Source organism: Changpingibacter yushuensis, assembly GCF_014041995.1.
Taxonomy (GTDB): Bacteria; Actinomycetota; Actinomycetes; order Actinomycetales; family Actinomycetaceae; genus Changpingibacter; species Changpingibacter yushuensis.
Genome location: NZ_CP059492.1, coordinates 2361062 through 2379344 on the forward strand (window position 1 = coordinate 2361062; position 18283 = coordinate 2379344).

General features: G+C 56.1%; 14 protein-coding genes. 2 read left to right on the top strand and 12 right to left on the bottom strand.

All coding sequences use genetic code 11. The annotated features are described in order from the left end of the window. Positions 1–114 precede the first annotated feature (114 nt). From H2O17_RS10230 to H2O17_RS10255, 6 genes are all read right to left on the bottom strand, one after another. Positions 115–1467 (bottom strand): xylulokinase, encoded by a 1353-nt coding sequence (locus tag H2O17_RS10230; protein ID WP_182049575.1) that lies wholly within the window; start codon positions 1465–1467, stop codon positions 115–117. A 268-nt stretch (positions 1468–1735) separates the two neighbouring features. Further along, positions 1736–2968, bottom strand: coding sequence for an ROK family transcriptional regulator (locus H2O17_RS10235; protein WP_182049576.1), 1233 nt, complete (start codon positions 2966–2968; stop codon positions 1736–1738). 114 nt (positions 2969–3082) lie between these two features. Next, entirely contained in the window at positions 3083–3967 is an 885-nt protein-coding gene (locus tag H2O17_RS10240) for an aldose-1-epimerase (protein ID WP_182049577.1), read from the bottom strand. 76 nt (positions 3968–4043) lie between these two features. After that, entirely contained in the window at positions 4044–5129 is a 1086-nt protein-coding gene (locus H2O17_RS10245; RefSeq protein ID WP_182049578.1) for a Gfo/Idh/MocA family protein, read from the bottom strand. Positions 5130–5563: 434 nt separating this feature from the next. Then, positions 5564–6304, bottom strand: coding sequence for a triose-phosphate isomerase (locus H2O17_RS10250; protein WP_182049579.1), 741 nt, complete (start codon positions 6302–6304; stop codon positions 5564–5566). Positions 6305–6386: 82 nt separating this feature from the next. Further along, positions 6387–8102 (bottom strand): dihydroxyacetone kinase family protein, encoded by a 1716-nt coding sequence (locus H2O17_RS10255; RefSeq protein ID WP_182049580.1) that lies wholly within the window; start codon positions 8100–8102, stop codon positions 6387–6389. Positions 8103–9724: 1622 nt separating this feature from the next. Between H2O17_RS10255 and H2O17_RS10260 the strand changes: the two genes are divergently transcribed. Further along, on the top strand, positions 9725–10426 hold the full coding sequence (locus tag H2O17_RS10260) for a GntR family transcriptional regulator (RefSeq protein ID WP_182049581.1): 702 nt from the start codon (positions 9725–9727) through the stop codon (positions 10424–10426). A gap of 100 nt (positions 10427–10526) precedes the next feature. On the opposite strand, the gene H2O17_RS10265 is transcribed toward H2O17_RS10260, so the two are convergent. The 6 genes from H2O17_RS10265 to H2O17_RS10290 all read right to left on the bottom strand — a co-directional run bounded on the left by H2O17_RS10265 (position 10527) and on the right by H2O17_RS10290 (position 16670). Next, positions 10527–11309 carry an SDR family NAD(P)-dependent oxidoreductase gene (locus H2O17_RS10265; protein WP_182049582.1) on the bottom strand — a complete coding sequence of 261 codons (783 nt, stop codon included), beginning with the start codon at positions 11307–11309 and terminating at the stop codon, positions 10527–10529. 62 nt (positions 11310–11371) lie between these two features. After that, complete coding sequence (locus H2O17_RS10270) at positions 11372–12757, bottom strand: MFS transporter (protein WP_220456766.1); 1386 nt, start codon at positions 12755–12757, stop codon at positions 11372–11374. A 178-nt stretch (positions 12758–12935) separates the two neighbouring features. After that, a complete protein-coding gene (locus tag H2O17_RS10275) occupies positions 12936–13853 on the bottom strand; it encodes a sugar phosphate isomerase/epimerase family protein (RefSeq protein WP_182049584.1) in 918 nt (305 codons plus the stop codon). A 574-nt stretch (positions 13854–14427) separates the two neighbouring features. Then, positions 14428–15921 (bottom strand): PTS ascorbate transporter subunit IIC, encoded by a 1494-nt coding sequence (gene ulaA / locus H2O17_RS10280; RefSeq protein ID WP_182049585.1) that lies wholly within the window; start codon positions 15919–15921, stop codon positions 14428–14430. Positions 15922–15930: 9 nt separating this feature from the next. Continuing rightward, entirely contained in the window at positions 15931–16200 is a 270-nt protein-coding gene (locus H2O17_RS10285; RefSeq protein WP_182049586.1) for a PTS sugar transporter subunit IIB, read from the bottom strand. Then, complete coding sequence (locus tag H2O17_RS10290; RefSeq protein ID WP_182049587.1) at positions 16197–16670, bottom strand: PTS sugar transporter subunit IIA; 474 nt, start codon at positions 16668–16670, stop codon at positions 16197–16199. The genes H2O17_RS10285 and H2O17_RS10290 overlap by 4 nt, the downstream gene beginning before the upstream one ends. Before the next feature lie 293 nt (positions 16671–16963). On the opposite strand from H2O17_RS10290, the gene H2O17_RS10295 reads away from it, so the two are divergent. Beyond that, on the top strand, positions 16964–18247 hold the full coding sequence (locus H2O17_RS10295) for an ROK family transcriptional regulator (protein WP_182049588.1): 1284 nt from the start codon (positions 16964–16966) through the stop codon (positions 18245–18247). Positions 18248–18283 lie beyond the last annotated feature (36 nt).

The following is an 18283-nucleotide window of genomic DNA, read 5'->3' on the forward strand; positions in this document are numbered from 1 at the left end:
CTCCATGTGCATTAACGCCGCTTTCGCGTCGTGTTTCATATTTTGTTTCCTAATAAAACAATATAGCAGTACTTTGATTCCTGCAAACCCCTGCGCAAGCAATCCACACTGCGATCAGCGGCCGGAAGCCTTCAAGACCTCACCCGCTTGGCGCGCCGCCCCCAACGCCACGTACTCAGCTGCCTCAGGCAAAGTCACCCGCGCATCCAACATGGACTCCGCCAACTCTTGGACTGCGGAAGATTTCGCGCCGCCGCCAACCAGATGGACCGTCTCGACACGCACGTCTAGGTTGCCTACGGCGTCCAAGGCGCCACGCATAAGGTTGAGCAGGCCTTCAACACCAGCCCTCGCGACATGGGCCGGATCCGTATTTGCCAACGTCATCCCGGAAAGCGTCGCGGTTGCATCAGGTAGGTTGGGCGTGCGCTCACCTTCGAAATACGGCAGCAAACTGAGACCAGCAGCGTCAGGAACCGACAATGCCAGCTCGTCAAATTCCTTGTAATCCACTCCGATCATGCGTGCCATCGCATCTATGATGCGGGATGCGTTGAGTGTGCATGCCAAGGGCAGCCAATTCCCAGTGGCATCTGAGAATCCAGTTACCAGCCCAGTTGGATCAGAAACCGGGTGGTCGCTGATCACAGCTACCACCCCTGACGTGCCAAGTGAAAGCATCGCTTCTCCGGGTTTGAGATCAAGTCCCAGAGCTGCACCAGCGTTGTCACCACACCCGGGACAGACAAGAATTGATTCCCAGCCTCGCGCGGGATCCCCACATCCAGCCGTTTCCCACGGCCCGAGAATGCGCGGCAAAGCAATGCCTGCAACATCGGCAACATCACGATGCAAAGCCAGGCCCAGCAAGTCCTGAGAGTACTCTGGCGCAGTGTTGCTCATGTAGCCTGTTCCCGAAGCATCCGAACGATCTGTCACGAGATCCCCCAGCGACGTCGCCCCCATGATCTTCCATGTAAGCCAATCATGCGGCAGGCAAACAGCAGCTATTCTCTTGGCATTCTCCGGCTCGTGATCGGCCAACCAACGCAGTTTTGTGACCGTAAGAGACGCAACAGGAACTGATCCGGTCCGCTCTGCCCATCGAGCAGCTCCTAGTTCCACATCTCCTTCACCAAGTTCCACAATCAGGTCCTTGGCGGATCCGCCGGATCGCGTGTCGTTCCACAGGAGGGCAGGCCGAATGACTTCACCTAACTCGTCCAGGCAGACCATTCCATGTTGTTGCCCCCCAACCGATATGGCTGCGACGTCGTCGAGCCCACCGGCTTCTTCGACCGCCAAAAGGAACGCATCCCACCAGTACTTCGGATCGATCTCAGTGCCGTCTGGATGCGATGCCTTGCCTTGCCTAACAATAGATCCGGTTGACGGATCAACAATGACGACCTTGCAAGACTGGGTCGAAGAGTCTACACCCGCGACGAATGGGCGATGCTGGTTCATGATTACTCCTCATTGAGCTGATGATGAAAAAGACCGGGAATTTCGCACATAGATCCATGTGGACTCTTCCACAGAGCCCCACTCCCTCGGGTCTTTGTTTTGCTACACAACAAAACTATGATGCAGCGAGCTCCGTGTCAACAACTAAAGAACAGGACCAGTACGTTTCATCTCTTCGAGGCTGCGCACAAACGAGACACTGACTGTAACCTACGTCACCTTTGGGCGTGTGTGCCACCCTCAGAAATACCGAGAAATCACAGATTTCTCAGGCATGCATCTCCAGAACAGTTTGCAACGCCTTCAGCGCTCCGCCCTTTGCGGTTGGATACGCCTCAACCGGCGCCGCCAGGAGCCTGATGTCGTTGCTCGTCCGCCCAACGATCCGCCGATCCAACTCTCTCTCAATGACCGGACGCATCCAAGGCAGAACTGCCCCCAGTGAGGTACCCAAGACAACATGAGTCATATCAATGAGATTGACAACGTTCGAAATCGCAATGCCAAGCGCCCAACCAGCAACTCGAATCGCTTCGATGACTTGCGGATCGTTGGATTCGATCCGTTTCACAAGATCACTGGTGGTAGCTGTAGTGGGAAGCCCTGCGTTTGCCAAAATCGCCTGGCGCCCGGCATAACGCTCTAGGCAGCCAGCCGAGCCGCAATGACATGCCGGACCGTCGGGTTCAATGGTCAGGTGTCCAACCTCGCCAGCCCAACCATGTAATCCCGCCATTGAAATATTATCGGTGACGATGCATCCGCCTATACCCACATCTCCTGTCAGATAGATGAAAGAGCTCGGCCACCGCTCAGTTTGGTCTTGGTGCGAGGCCGCAGCAACCCCTTGAAGATTCGCATCGTTGTCTACGTGAATCAGAGTATCCGGGCCAAAGATATCCTGAAGATATGCAGCCGGGAACAAATCTCGCCAACCAAGGTTCGGTGCAAACACCACACGATTGGTTGCAGCGTCGACAATCCCCGGAACACCCACATACACACCGACGATGTCGCGAATACCTGCCCCTTCGAGACGTTCAACCAATGCTTCAGTGTGGCTATGCAACAGCGCCATGACCGGCTCTGGATCTGATCCAACAAGGTCGATTTCGATAGCAAATGAATCAACAGTTGCACCCGTGAGATCAATTGCCACACCGGAAACCTTATCCGCGTTCACTTCCAAACCGATCCCAACCATGGTTCGAGAGGCGGGGAACAAGGGCGTGCCCGGACGCCCAGCACCCTGACTGTCCGAAGCCGGCCCTTCAACCACCATATCCAGCGAGATGAGATCCTTCACGAGCCGCGATATTGTGGCCCGAGTTAACCCTGTGCGTTGCGCCAGATCGGCACGCGTGAGCCCACTACCGTCAGAGAACAACACCCCCGCCACTAAGGCAAGGTTTGATTCACGGATGGCCGAATGATTGACCGCGACGCGATTCGTCACTGGCACCACTGGCCTTGTTGTTCTTGAATCTACGAACTTCTTCATTTCACTCGCGCCTCCGGCACGGTTGATAGCGGCGCGGCCCCACCCGGCAAAATATGCGCGCTGGCCACGGCATAGCAAAGTGGGCGAAACCAGGAGAGAGTCATTGGGCCGCCTTTAATCGTCAAAACGAAGCGTCCAACTGAACTCGTGGCTCTGCCCCGGCGCTAGGACAATGAGTCCATCGCCCGAGTTGAATGCGTTAGGCGCACAGGTCATGGGCTCAATAGCGACCCCACGCCGCCCCACGAGTTCGCCCGTGTACACCTGCACCCACGGATCGGAAGAGGCCATGACCACGGTTCCTGCGCCTGTGCGCGAGAGCCGTACCTCCCACTCTCCGTCTGGAAGTCCAGTGAAAGCGTTGTCTACCTGTTGGGTGCCGATTATGCGCCCCTCACGGAAGTCGGTACCAGCATCTTCGACCGGATCAAGGTGGTCGGGCGCTAGCCGCTCGTCTACCTGAAGCATGAGAGATGCGGGTACCGTCAGTTCGCATTCGTCGATGCCGTCACCATTAGCGAGGTACGGGTGAGATGAGACTCCGTAGGGAGCGCTGTTTGCACCGGTGTTCTGAGCCGAAATATGTACGCTAAGTCCAGTCCCTGCGCTGACCTTATACGTGCACGTCACATGCAAGGCGAACGGATATCCGTATGAAGGAAGAACGTCGGTTGCGAACGTGACAGCATCCTCAGACCTACTGACGATTGCCCAGTCACTCCAACACCCCAAGCCATGCAGAGCTGCGCTAGTTGCCGATTCGTTGATCGGCACCTGCAGCGTACGGCCAGCAAATGTGTACGTGCCACCGGTGATCCGGTTGGGCCACGGGATAAGCGACTTGCCCTGATATGCAACGGGAAGATCGTGATCCACGTCTACCGGCACCACGATGTTGCGGCCGCTCTTCGTAAGAGTTGCGAGCATGGCTCCTGAACTCGCAACACTGGCCTCGTATTCTCCTGCGGTCAGTCTGACTACTTTGCCGTTGGGACCCACTGTTCAACCTCTTCGTTATGGTGTGAGCTACCTTGCCCACGCGCGCTTTTCCGTGCCCAGCGGGCACGTTCCTCCGCTACTCGAACGGATACACAACCCCGACCTGATGCCGGACTTCATCCATTATCTCAAGAACATTGGTAACGCTCGACCACCCGTGCTCCGGAAGCTCCGTCAATCCTGCCTTCACTGCCCGCGCGAACGCTGCGGCCTCGTACTCAAGCCCACCGCCTCGGGGGTCGACGGCGACGTCGGACCACACCTCTGTGTATGGTTCGGCGGAATCCGCGTTTTGGGGTCCGTCCGCTACGCCGTTCCATACAACTTTGATCTCCGTAGGCCGGTAGAACTGACGCTCAAGAACGACCTGGCCGCGGGTGAACGCCACTTCGGCCGCGACTTGAGAAGATGCGCCCATGTGCGCGGCAAGAACCGCGGTGGCAGCGGGATAATCAAGAACTGCAATTGAGTCCTCGTCCACACCCGCCTCAGTCAGATGCCCCGAGGCATGAATCGACTTGGGTGCACCCAGGAGCATCTCGATGAACGACGCCGGATAAACACCCAAGTCCAGTAGCGCGCCACCAGCTAGATCAGGGCGCTCCATACGCTCAGTACCCCGTAGAGTCTGGAAGTGTTCAGCGCGAACATATTTGATCTCGCCAAGTTCACCAGACTCGACGATTGCCCGAAGCAAGGCATAATGCGGCAAAAAGCGTGACCACATTGCCTCCATGACCAGTACGCCCTTGGCCTCGGCGGCCGCGCGAATCTCGGCTGCCTCGCCAGCATTGACAGCAAGCGGCTTCTCAATCATGACCGATTTGCCGGCATCAATTGCGAGGAGTGCCTGCTCTTTGTGGAACGTGTGAGGTGTGGCGATATAGACCGCATCCACGTCAGGGCGTGACATGGCTTCCTCATATGAACCAACGAAGGGGATGCCGAACTGATCTGCGAACGCTTGGCCCTTCGTGAGGTCCCGGCTTCCCACAGCAACTGCCGCACTCTGTGTACACTGCAGATCGGCGGCGAACAGTCCGGCAATGTAGCCAGCGCCAATGATCGCCCAGTTTAGGGACGGAGCGGTTGATGGCTCATCCGGAAGAACAGCAGCGCCAATTGACGCGAGCCGTGCGGGCAATGGTTCAAACGCAGACATTTTGGCCCCTTCTTCGAAAGCTTGGACGCAATCGCGTCCGGATATACGTCTTAAGTCCACCAGAGTATTGACAAGAACGCGAAAGCAAAGTGTGTTCCCCGAGCAATTAGCGAAGGGTGGTACTTATGTTTTATCCCGAAACAAAATGGATCGTCAATAGCTCTGCAGAGACTGGAGCCTTTACAGACACCGCGTTACTCGCGCGCGTGAATCCCCGTTCCTTGCGTGCGAACCTCCAAGCACAGCATCTACATAAGAAATGAACTGCTCCTCGTGAGTTGACGGCCAACCAGTGGCCCAGTACCCGAGGAGCAGTTCATTATCCATCTCCCCACCCCATGTAGAGATCTTTCGCCAACTGGCAGCGCACTGTTGAGCGTCTTTGTGAACGCCTGCGCCGCGAGTTGTCAGTTCAGTGCTCGCACATCCAGCCGTTACTGTAGCGTCTGCGCCGCAAGTCTGAGATTCGTCAGGTAGCCCTTCCCGGTCCAGGCTGATCTGCCAATGAACAGTCCGCCAACCCCGGGAATCCCCAGCAACTCTTGGTTGTTGTCGAAGTTGACAGATCCACCGTAGAGAATCGCTTCCACCCGGGAGCCGTAGCGCTCATTGAGCACGTCGAAAGCAGCAACCAGGTCTTCGCGGCGTGGAGGACGCCCGTTCTCACCAATGGCCCAGATCGGTTCGTATGCGAGCAGTACCCGTGACGTATCCTCAACGCCTTCAAGAGCCGCATCAATCTGCCCAACAATGAAGTCAATGGACTTGTCAGACTCAAACACTTCTGCGGACTCACCAAAGCAAACGAGCGGGATCAGGTCATGTGCCAGTGCCGCTTTCACTTTCGCATTGACTGTTTGGTCTGTCTCGCCAAAGTACTGGCGCCGTTCAGAATGGCCCATCTCAATGATTGTGGCACCGGCATCCTTGGCTTGAAGCATAGAGACTTCGCCTGTCCACGCTCCCGAATTCTCCCAATGCGCATTCTGCGCGCCGACAATCACATCCGATCCATCCAGAATATCTGCGACGGCGTCGATCGCCGTGAACGACGGAATCACGAATGGCTGTACACCATCGGCGGAGCTGATACCGGCCTCGGCCAACTCATGTGCATACTCGCGAGCGAACGCCCGCGTACCGTTCATTTTCCAGCTAGTGCCAACCCAGAGCACGAAAACACTCCCCTTGCGTAGATCCTTGCGGCGTTGCCACCAACGCCTTTCACAAAAATGCTGTCAGACTACCGCGTGGCCCTCAGAGGACTTCGGCAATCTTGGACATCAGCAGTGCAAATGAGACGGCACCCGGATCCGGATGACCGAGCGAAGCATCGCCGTGTGTGCGAGCGCGTCCCTTTCGAGCCGCCAGATCAGCAGTTTCCTCTGCGGCCTTGGTCGCCACTGCGGCTGCTGCGGTCCAAGCGGTTGCAAGGTCACTTCCATTCGCCAGCTGGCTCTCAAGCTCGGTGGCAAAGGGTTCGGTTGCATCAACCATCGTCTTGTCGCCGGGCTTGGCGCCGCCGAACTGCGCAATGTTGCGTGCACCTGCCACGACGGCCAAGCCTACCCGCGTTGACTCCACAGCATCCTCATTGCTGAGCTGCGCAGCCACCGTGCGCAACGCACTCCCCCACAACGCACCGGAGGTGCCCCCAGCACCTTCCGACCATGCCTTTCCGGCTTCATCCAAGAGGCTCTTGGCACCAGCTCCCTCGGCTTGTGCATCGCGCGCGGCTTTGCCTGCAGCAACAGCGCCAAGCACCATTCCCTGACCGTGGTCCCCATCGCCGGCAATCGAGTCGAGCTTGCCCAAGCTGGGTTCTGCCGCTATGCATTCACGCTCCACAACGCCAAAAATCGAAGCAATTACACGCCCCTGCGCCGCTGACTCAGGTGACCCAACCGTGAACGTGACTTTCGCTTCGTCGTCGTCAAATACGTCGGTGCGATGCTCTTGGTGTTCAACATTTCCTGTACGGAATGCCGGCGTATCTGAACCCGCCAACCACAACCGCTCGAGTTGCGAATCGAGGAACATAAGCGTGAGCGAAACGCCCGCCATATCGAGCGATGTCACTTGTTCGCCGACGACGGGGCTGACAATCGTCAGTCCGCGCGCCTCCAGATCGGCCGCTACCGAACCATACAGAACGAAGAGTTCCTCATACTTGGTGGCTCCCAAACCATTGAGCAGGACTGCGACCCGGCCTTCATATCCGTCCTGACCTCGCTCGGGTTCTTCAGCCAGTATTCCGTCAACGAGCAAGGCGCCGAGCTCCTCAGCTGAACACATGTCGTGAGTTGAAATCCCCGGTTCACCATGAATTCCTAGCCCCAGCGCGAACTTGCCTTCCGGAACAGTAAACAACGGTTCGTCAGCGCCCGGTAGCGTGCAACCTGTGAACGCGACGCCCAAGGAACGAGTTCTGTCATTTGCCTTGCGAGCCACGGCCTCGGCGGCATTGATGTCCGCTCCCTCGGCGATGGCAGCACCTGTCACCTTAACGACAGGAAGATCCCCTGCGATGCCACGGCGATCGAGATGGTTTTCCGGGGTATTCGACGCTATGTCATCAGAGATCGTTACGATCCTGACATCATGGCCGTCCGCCACCAGTTCGTCACGTGCCTCGCCGAAATGGAGGCAATCCCCGGCGTAGTTGCCGAACATGAGGATCACACCACCACCATTGTCGGAAGCTTTCGAAACTGCCTTCACTTGGGAAGCCGACGGCGAGGCGAAAATGTTTCCACAGACCGCACCATGAGCCATGCCGGGGCCGACCCAGCCCGCAAATGCCGGGTAATGACCGGAGCCGCCGCCGATGACGAGCGCAACCTCGCCATCAGGGCTGGCAGTTGACCGGACCACGCCGCCGTGGACCTGCTGCAGGTAGTCTCCATGCGCGGCAACCAAACCTGAAAGGCTGTCATTCCCGAACTTCTTCGGGTCATTGACCAGATACGTCATTGTTCTGCTCCATTGAGTCGTCGATGTCTTAGCACAAATACTATATGATATAGAGTTGTTGTGGGGAAGAAACATGATGAAGTCCTTCTACCCACTCGAATGCCGCGGCATCCTTGTCGCCAATGTGGTGGTTGATTCGGAGATCATGAAGCCGAGTTAGCCAGCACATGTGCGAATCGACGCTCGATCTTCTCGAGTTCCAACATCCTGGCGAGCACGATGTCAAGGTCCCCGTCGTTGAAAATGCGCTACCAGTCATCCATGATGACATCTTCGCGTCCGTAGTCCATGACAAGAAGACACGCGTCAGAGACCGGATTCGACACCTCGCGTACCCTTCTGAAGTCGTACACTCAATCACCTCGTCAAAAGACATTGGTTTCGGTGACCGTTCCGAGATTACCCAAAAGAGAGTGTGCACCCAGACCAATACGTGGCTGAGTATTCGGCGTTGACACATCATCCTCTGCGGAGCTTATTTAACTGCTTCCACGTACGCATCGGCCACCACTCTTGGATGTTCCGTTCCCTAAGCCGCCAGCAGAATAGGAATCACACCGAGGAATGTCATGAGGACACTCATAACCAACCCCGGCACCTGATTTCCACCAGTGACCTCTCTTAACCAACCAGTGTCATAGCGGGCGGAAGAGCCGGCGTTGTTGCTCGCGGTATTGATCAGCGCCGTTCCCGCGACTGCTGATGCTCCCGTGAGGAACTAGGTGGGGTGCGTCCCGAGTTCGGCAGCATCGCGAAGATTGAGCATGCCGCGCCCGCCACTAACACCATACTCAAGAATCGATTGCCCCGAAAATGAAGTGGCGTGAGAATGGCGATTGCACCAGCGAGCGCTGGGAACACATTGCGCAAAATCATCAGCTCAGAGCGTTGCACCATATGGGACCAAACGCGATGTACTTTCGCAACACAAATTCAGAGGAGCCTGTAACGAGCCCTAGATGAAGCCGAAGTGAACCAAGGAGAGTGCCCAAACTTGACCATTCATAAGAGTCTGACGCGACCCAACTCTATTTACATTCTCAGTTGCCGCTACTTCGAACTTCGGAGTCGAAGTTGGCCAATCCTTCTCTTCAGAGTTGAGCCAGAGGCATCCGTTGGGCGATCGTCGAAAACGAAGAGCGCGTAGGTCTCCGAGCGATGTATCAGCGAAAGGACCTTCTGATGTCTTCATTGAGAGGGTCGGCCAGTTCCCTTGGCATTGATCAACCGGTTGACCAAGTTTGAAAAGAAGTGCGACTGTCATCTCGATTTAACCTCAGATACCTCGTCTGAAACCGAGTCTCATCCAACAATCGCCCCGCCCATCGGCTCTCTGACTGCAAGCCGCTACGCACTCCACTGATTCTCTTGTGTTTCTCATATGAAACACTCACCTCAGAATCTCCCAACTGAGTCTTCAACATGAGACAAATATGCTCTTAGCTGCCACATCCCATATGATGTCGACCACATGAGGAAGAGTATCCTCATTCGCGGAGCCCACATGCCTTAGTTCCACATCGGTCATCGAGACAAAACCCAACCACGAAGTATTCATCTGGTGACCCAAGCCGAACCCATCACTCTCCTGACTCAGACAACTCACCGTTAGAATCTATGATATGACTTCCGCTTACTTCGCCACCTCGAGACTCGACCCAATTCCTTCGAGGGGATTGGGCGACGATGTCTATGATGTACTGCTTGAAATGTTGACATCCGGAGATCTTGAGCCTGATACCCCACTTGCAATCGACCGGCTGGCGAAGTCTCTTTCCGTGTCGCCTACGCCGGTACGGGAAGCGCTTGCGAGGCTCGAGCATACGGGACTTGTGATGCGTGCGGCACATCGCGGGTATCGTGTCGCACCGCCGATGCCTCGCGAGGAACTGCTCGAACTGGTCGATGCGCGTGAGATTCTTGAAGTGGCTGCGATGGAGCGTGCCATGCAGAACCCTGTTGCGCTCCTACGGGGGCTTGAGTCGGCGTTTCATGAACACGAACGTGCCGCCGAAAAGCTGACTTCTCCTCGCGCTGTCCAAGATCCTAAGAAGGTCCACGAGTACTTCGATGCAGATTGGCTTTTCCACCAGGTCATACTCGATCACTGCGGCAATCGTTACATCAGCCGCTGCGTGAACTCACTTTCCTTTTCAAATCATCGAATGCGCCAGACGAATCAACAAGGCATTACCGATGCGCCATTTGCACTTGCTGAACACCAAGCGATCCTCGATGCAGTCCGTTCTGGTGAGGTTTCGCGGGCGGTCTCAGAGATGCGGGCGCACCTAGATCAGGTCCGTATGCGATCCACAGGAGCCTAGAGACTCAAGCTCCCCTGTCAGTTGGTCTTGACATGGCAATGCCTGCCACACGTGCGTGAAAGCGATCGTCTGGCAGGCATTACCATGTGGATTTCCAATATCAGTGCATGTGCTTTCCACCATCAACGTTGAGTGAAACGCCGTTCACAAATGACGCTCCTGGGGAGAGCAAGAATGCCACCGCTTCAGCGATCTCCGAAGGTTGACCAACTCGCCCGACGGGGATGTTTGATGACATCTGTGCCTTGCGCTCATCAGTGAGCTTTCCTCCCATGATGTCTGTATCTATCGGACCCGGAAGAATTGCGTTGGTTGTAATCCCATGAATTCCCAACTCACGTGCCCCACCCTTGGTGATGCCGAGGACTCCTGCCTTTGCTGCGGCATAGGCAAACTTGGAGAATGTACCGCCGCCATCGAGCGCCGTAATTGAGGAGAAGTTGACAATACGTCCGATCCCGACCTTCTTCATCTCAACCGAAGCATGCTTCATCATCAACATCGTGCCTCTACAGTTCACCGCCATGACCTTGTCGAAAAGAGCCGCTTCCATCTCTTCCAATGGAACAGGGCAAGCGATACCTGCGACATTTGCCAACGCAACGACCGGCGGCATCTTCTCAGCGATCTGGGCAAAGGCAGCCGCCACATTCTCTTCGTCCGAGATGTCGAGAACGATCGGGAGGATCTCTAGATTCGGAAAATCTGATCGAAGTTCCGTACCGAACTCCACGACGGAATCGGCGATATCCACTGCGACAATATTGAACCCTTCAGAAGCGAGCTTCTTTGCACAGACCCGGCCGATGCCGCGCGGTGCGCCGCACCCCGTGACCACTGCGGTGTAACGTTCCGGGAACTCTGGTGTCTTGAAATCAATCATTTCTCAATCCTTTTCATCACTTGGCGTCGGGTCTACTTTGTCCCGAAACCGAATCCTGTTGATTAGCCTTCGATTCGCTGACTCTGGATCTCCAGTGCTGCGCGTTCCTCATCTGACTGCTTGAAGAGCTTCATGGCTGCCACGAGAACGACACCAATGCATCCCATCATGCCCAACACGATTAGGCCCGCCGACTCGTTTGGAGCGTCAGGCGTTCCCCATACTGATTGGGAAGCCCACGTGCGCATGAGTGGTGCCAGCCAGCCACCCAAGTTACCGACTGCATTGATGAGCCCCGTGGCGCCGGCCAAAGCCGCTCCCGACAAGTATCGCGTCGGCAATTGCCAAAAGATTGGCTGGGCACACACGAATCCGACAGCAGCAATCGAAAGCAGGCTCAAAGCTGGTACCGGTGCATGGAGGAAGAAGGCCGAGCCTGCGATACCCACACCAGAGAACGCCAACATGACTCCAGCAAGGAATCCATGATTCTGCTTTCGGTCCGCTATCTTGGGGATGATCAACACACCAACAAGCGCGACCGTCCAAGGAATTGCGGTGATCAACGCTGCTTGGAAGCCAGCCGACTGGCCGGTCATGGTGGTCACCTGCTTTGGCAGGAAGAACGTCAGACCATACACGGATGCTTGAATGCACAAATAGATGAGGCAGAAGTACAAGATTCTCGGATTGACGAGCGCTTGAACCCAAGTGATTGGCCTTGCCTTCTCTTTGGCAGCTTCCTCGATCTCAATCTGGGCACTCAAGTGGGACCGTTCTTCAGACGTCAGCCACTTGGCGTGCACCGGGCGATCTACTAGGACGAACGGACAGATGATTCCAACTATGATTGCGAGACCGCCCTCAACCATGAACATCCAATGGATGCCATCCATACCCAACACGCCATGCAACTCGAGAAGACCACCGGAGAGGGGATTACCAATTATGTTCGCGATTGGCAGGCCCATGTAGAAGAGGCCCGTTGCCCATGCTCGTCGGGCGGCTGGATACCAGTAAGTCAGATATAGCATGACGCCCGGGAAGAATCCTGCCTCTGCAACACCGAGAAGGAACCGTAGTGCATAGAAGCTCGTTGGCCCTTGGACAAACATGAAGCAAGCAGCAACGATGCCCCATGTAATCATGATGCGAGTCATCCACCAGCGGGCGCCCACCTTGTGCATGATGAGGTTTGACGGCACCTCAAAGATCGCATAGCCAATGAAGAAGAGGGTGGCACCGAACGTATATGCCATCGTTGAGATACCATAATCGGCTTCCCACTCCTGCTGTGCCCATCCCAAGTTCGTACGATCAATGAACGCAATCACGTACATGAGGAGCAGGAATGGGATGAGGTGCTTCGTCACCTTCTTCAAAGCAGCCGCTACGATCTCTCTATCGGGAGATGTGACGGTCTGCAGTGTTTCTTCACGAGTCTTCACTAGTGACCTCCTTGTCACTTGGCACATGACAACCCTGCCATATGCGGAAACGAGTGTTCAGCACGAACGCTTTCTCTTCGTTGAGATCACGCGTTTGTACGAATTGAACGTGTTGACCAGCGGCAAATAGACCACTGGTAGACCTGATACAGAGGGCGAGCCTCCAAGGATCTAACGATCAGCGAAGCGCTGACTTGAGGATTTGGCGAATGTACTCAGCGTTTTCGGCTCCGACACCGAGCCAATCCGATCCATAATGTTCGACCATGAAAGGTCCCTCATAGCCAAGCTGCAGAGCGCGACGAATGATGGCACGGTAATTGATCGTGCCATACTTCAAAGGAACTGGAGCCGACATAAACGAGCCCGTAGCGGGATCCTCGTCGCGGATATAGTTCTTGATGTGCCAATAATTCGCGTAAGGAAGCACCTTCTCAAACATCTCCTGGTAAGGAGGCATCGGGCGATGTAGCCGAATCAAGTTGCCAATATCAGGGTTGATGCCGACAGCCGGATGATCCACAGTCTTGTAGAAGTCAATGGCATCATCCGCAGTTCCACAGAATGTGTCCTCGTACATCTCAAGGCTGATCTGCAACCCCAATGACTGAGCATGGTCCGCGAGTTCCCGAGTGCGTTCGGCCGCTCTCATCTTGTCATCGGGATTCGACTTGAATCCATCTTCGAGCCAAAACCACAGTGCCTTCTTCTGGGCCGGCACCAAGTCCTCTAGAAAACCGATGTTCACAAACCCGGCCCCTAGGTCAGACGCCCTCTCAATAGTTCTGTGGATACGCGCTAGGTTCTCGTCGCCGTTCTGCGCATCAACCACAGAGTTACGGCCGATAGATATTGCAGTTACTGAGAGGCCAGTCTCCTTGAGCAAACCCTTGAATTCCCCATACCGGCTGGCACTCAAGTCTGCGACCGGCACCCAGTCATCCATCGGGTCAAAGCAGGTGAATCCCAACTCTGCCACCTGAATCAACTGTTCCCGCCACACCTCGGCTGGCGCATCGGCAATTGGGGCACCATCGTCTGTGACTGGCCCCCAGCTCATCTTCGCAGCGATAGGCCATCCCTCGGCTGTATACATGAGTCCTCCTTGTTCGCTCCATTGCGTACCTTAATCATAGATCCTATAGGATCTTCTAAATCAAATTTGGTCGAATGTGACACGCATCACGCTGGGTCGGTCTTATAAAGATCTGTATTGGGAGTTCCCATAGACTCTTGCCTTGGAGAGCTCATCAGTCGCACGCCACCAAACGCACCGCATCGATATCTCAAGTTAACGTCGCACTTCTCGTCCCGGTGTGTGAGATCCCGTCTTCTTGTAGCCGAGCGGTCAGGTCGAGGTGAATCCAACCTCGTCCAATTGCCATTGACGAATGGTCCACTCGGAACCACCGTGTTTCGCCCGTCAGCGGCAGGCCGCTCAAGTATGCGTCAAGGCCACGCGGCGTTGTGGTCAGTTCACATGTGACTCACTCACATGTATGAGCTGGGAACCTGGCATCTCCGAGTCAAGTAACTGCCCTCCAGCTACCGGCTAGGTGGTACGCGAGACTGCAGGCGCTCGTACCCGGCACTTTCATAGGAAACCCCTTATCAACGGAGTGTCCCCCGAAGGCACACCCTCGGGGGACACTCCGTTGCGCAGAGTAACGTTACTTTCGGCGTGCCTCCTTGGCAGCTTCCGCGGCAGCCTTCTCCTCCGCCTTAACTTCGGCAATGAACTCCGAATGGCCCAGAGCGGGCTCCCAGCCCTTGTCCACCACACGGCGCTGCCACACCGAGGCAAGCAGCACCAGAACAATGCCAATGACCAGCACGATGCCGATACCCAGAACGCCTCCGGGCTTGATGCCGTTTCCAATGAGGAAGCCGTACCAACCGAAGTCGGCGTCGCCAAATGTTGTATTAGCAAATCCGAGCGAACCGAGCACCTTCAGAAGCATCGCGGGAAGGAACGTAATGAGCACGCCGTTAGCGAATGCGCCAAGCATCGCACCACGGCGGCCGCCCGTCGCGTTTCCAAACACGCCAGCTGCACCACCCGTGAAGAAGTGAGGAACCATGCCAGGCAAGATGAGTGCTAGGCCAAATGCCGGACCAAACACGGTGGCAAGCAGCGCGAGCGAAACAACTCCGCCGGTGAAGGAGAACACAAAGCCCACCAACACTGCATTGGGTGCGTACGGGAAAACAATCGGGCAATCAAGAGCGGGCACTGCACCCGGAACAACCTTCGCAGCAATACCTTGGAAAGCGGGGACGATCTCACCAAGGATGATTCGGACACCGTAGAGGATGATGGCCACGCCCACGCCAAACGTCAGTCCACTAGTCAAGGATGACATGATGTACGCGCCAGTATCCGAGGAGCCGAACAGCGCAAATGCCTCATCTGATCCCACTGCAATCAGGTACCACACTGAGAAGACGGCATAGAAGAGCACCATAGAGAGTGCCGTTGCCACCATCGAATCGCGCAAGAAGTTCAATCCTTGAGGAAGCTTGAGATCCTCAGTGGACTTCGACCTCTTGCCTACAGCTGCACCAACAGCACCAGAGGTTATGTAACCCAGAGTTCCGAAGTGACCGATGGCCACGGAGTTGTTACCGGTGATCTTCTTGGTGAATGGATGAGCGAACGCAGGCATGATTACCATGATGACGCCAAGCAGAATGGCGCCCACGATCACAATCAGCGCCTCATCCACGGAAGCAGTCGCAAGCACAACCGTGAGCATTGTTGCCATGAAGAAGATGTGATGCCCAGTAAGGAACACGTACTTAAGCGGGGTGAAGCGTGCCAAGAGCAGCGCAACCACGAAGCCCAGAATCATGACGTAAGCAGTGGTGCCACCAAACTGTTCCTGCGCGATTGAAACGATCGCTTCGTTCGTGGGAACCACACCCTGCGCGCCCGTTGCGCCGAGAATCATTGTTCCCAGCGGATCGAGCGAGGTTGTCACGACCGCAGCACCTGCAGAGAGAATGAAGAAGCCCATAATGGCTTTGAGTGCGCCACCAACAACCTGACCAACAGGACGCTTGAGTGCCGCCAAGCCCACGGCCACAATGATGCCAACAAGGAATGCAGGGACTGCAAGAATCTGGTTGACAAGGAAGTTCGCGATATCAACTACGACATTCACTATGACTCCTTATACATATCGTTCGAGGACGGTCTTGATCTCGTCGACGTCGGTGAAGTTGTGAATCACTTCCACCGGCGTATCGACCGAAGAGAGCTGCTCCACCAGTTCTTCTGAGGTCAAAACGAGGTCAGCCATGGACGCAGCTCCGCGGGCCGCCGAAATATCGGAGGCCTCAGTTTCTGCGTAGACTCCGAGCTGCTGCAGCGCGTTGTCTGTGTTCATCTTCAGGATGATTGATGTGCCAATCCCCATCCCACACACCACGAGAATCTTCATCGTGTGGTCCTTTCAAAATCTGAAATTGCTTGCCGTACCGCTTCTGGCGAATCCAGGGAAGCGAGTTGCTCCAAGCGATCCTTGTCCGAAACCAAAGCGGCAAGCTGTGCCATGGCCGTCAGGTGCTCATTGTGGTCGCGTGCAGCAAGTCCAATGACCAGCCGCACGGGATCGTTGCGAGAGGAACCGAATTCAACTGGATGGAGTAAACCGACCCATGAAAGACCCGTGCGAAGAACGGATGGTGACGGACGTGAGTGTGCCAGCGCAAGTCCTGGGGCGATCACGATGTATGGCCCCAGATTCTTCACCGTCTCAATCATCTCCTCGGTGTAAGGAGGCTCTGTAATCCCCCCTGCTACCAACGCCTCGCCTGCGGCGCGGATAGCACCCTCCCAACTTGAGGCGTCAACCAACGTCACGGTGGACTCGGATGGCAGGAGTTCCAACAGCGAACTCGAACTAGGCATCTTTGCCTCTCTTCTCGTGTGTATGTGCAGATCTCTCGCGTGATTCCCCAGAACGATTACTCGGAAGACGCAACGTCACTTGGGCCGCACTGCTTGAGCAGTTCCTATCTTGCCTCACTTGAGACTACTTTTGTATATCAATTTCCAAAATTGATGAGTTTCGCTAAAGGTTATTTCGCGGCACAATAGAAAGTGCAGCTCTTCCAGACGGGAAGATGAGCCCGGATACACCATTTCCACCCCACACCGTGGGGGCAAGACACCCGCATTCGAAGGATTGAATCCCTGTGGTTATGACTGAATCAGCCTCACCGGCCTCGGCAATCGTCGAAGTGCTCAGGCGCAGACAATCCACGCAGGCCGAAATCATGGAAGCCACGGGGCTCTCGCGCGTGACGATACATGGACAGCTAGGGGCCCTCGAAGAGGCCGGCGTGGTGTGCCAAGGACCGCGAACTGTCGAGACCGGCGGGCGTCCAGCTCGCAGGTACAAACTGGATCCTTCATACGGCCGCGTGTTGGTAGCGGACATTGGAACCTCAGTGGTGCGCACGGGCGTGGCCTCCATAGACGGGAGTTTGCTGGCGTCGTCGTCGGCACAAATACCCGCATTCGAGAATCCGGACGAAGCTCTCCGCGAGTTGTTTGACGCGTTCGCCAGAATGCGCGCCATGGACTCAATCCCGATTCGTGCCATATCAGTGGGGATTCCCGTGCCCGTGAACCCGCATACGGGCCGGCCACAGGTATCGGCGCGCCACTCGCAATGGCGTTCACAAGAGCTCCCCGAGAAGCTGGCGGGCTTCTGTGACGGGCCGTTTCTCGTGGCCCACGATGTTGACCTTATGGCACTCGCGGAGCAGCGAACTGTTCGGCCTGATACCTCAGTGCTCATGCTGATTAAGGTGGGCATGGGCATCGGGTGTTCGGTGATCTACCGAGGTGAACCGATAGTCGGCGAAACCGGTGGAGCTTTCGAGATCGGCCACATGCAAGGCACGCACGTGCACTCGCGCGGTGCTGGGCGCGTGAGATGCCCCCGCGGTCACGACGATTGCCTCGAGTCAGTTGCCGGCGGGCGTGCTATCGCATCATCGCTGATGTGGGAAGGTATTTCAGCTACCTCCTCAACCGAAATCATGAATCTGGCGGTGGCCGGAAACACGCTTGTGCGCGATGAACTGTATGCCACCGGAAGAAAAGTTGGCGAAGCGGCAGCTCCACTGATCAACATGCTTAACCCTGGCGTAATCGTGGTGGGAGGAAACCTTACTGCCTACTCCGATCTGGTCTCGCAAGGGTTCCGTGAGTCCGCGCTGCTTGGCACGGCGCAGGTGGTGCGCGATGCCGTCCAGATAGTCCCCGCCAAGCTGGGCACGCAGGGCGGCTTGATTGGCGCCTCACTTGTTGCGCTGGATTCGGTTCTTTCCTCCGATAGTCTCGCAACCGCTATCGCAGGCAATGGTGGTTCCGACGACGGCGCCCGCGGCTCCCGTTCTACGCGCGATGACAGTTCCGATGACGATGCCGAAGATTCTGACGCTGCTTCACTGGAGAACGACGCCACTGTGCGCTGAGTGGTTACATCACTCGCGGCTTTCGCATAGTCTTAT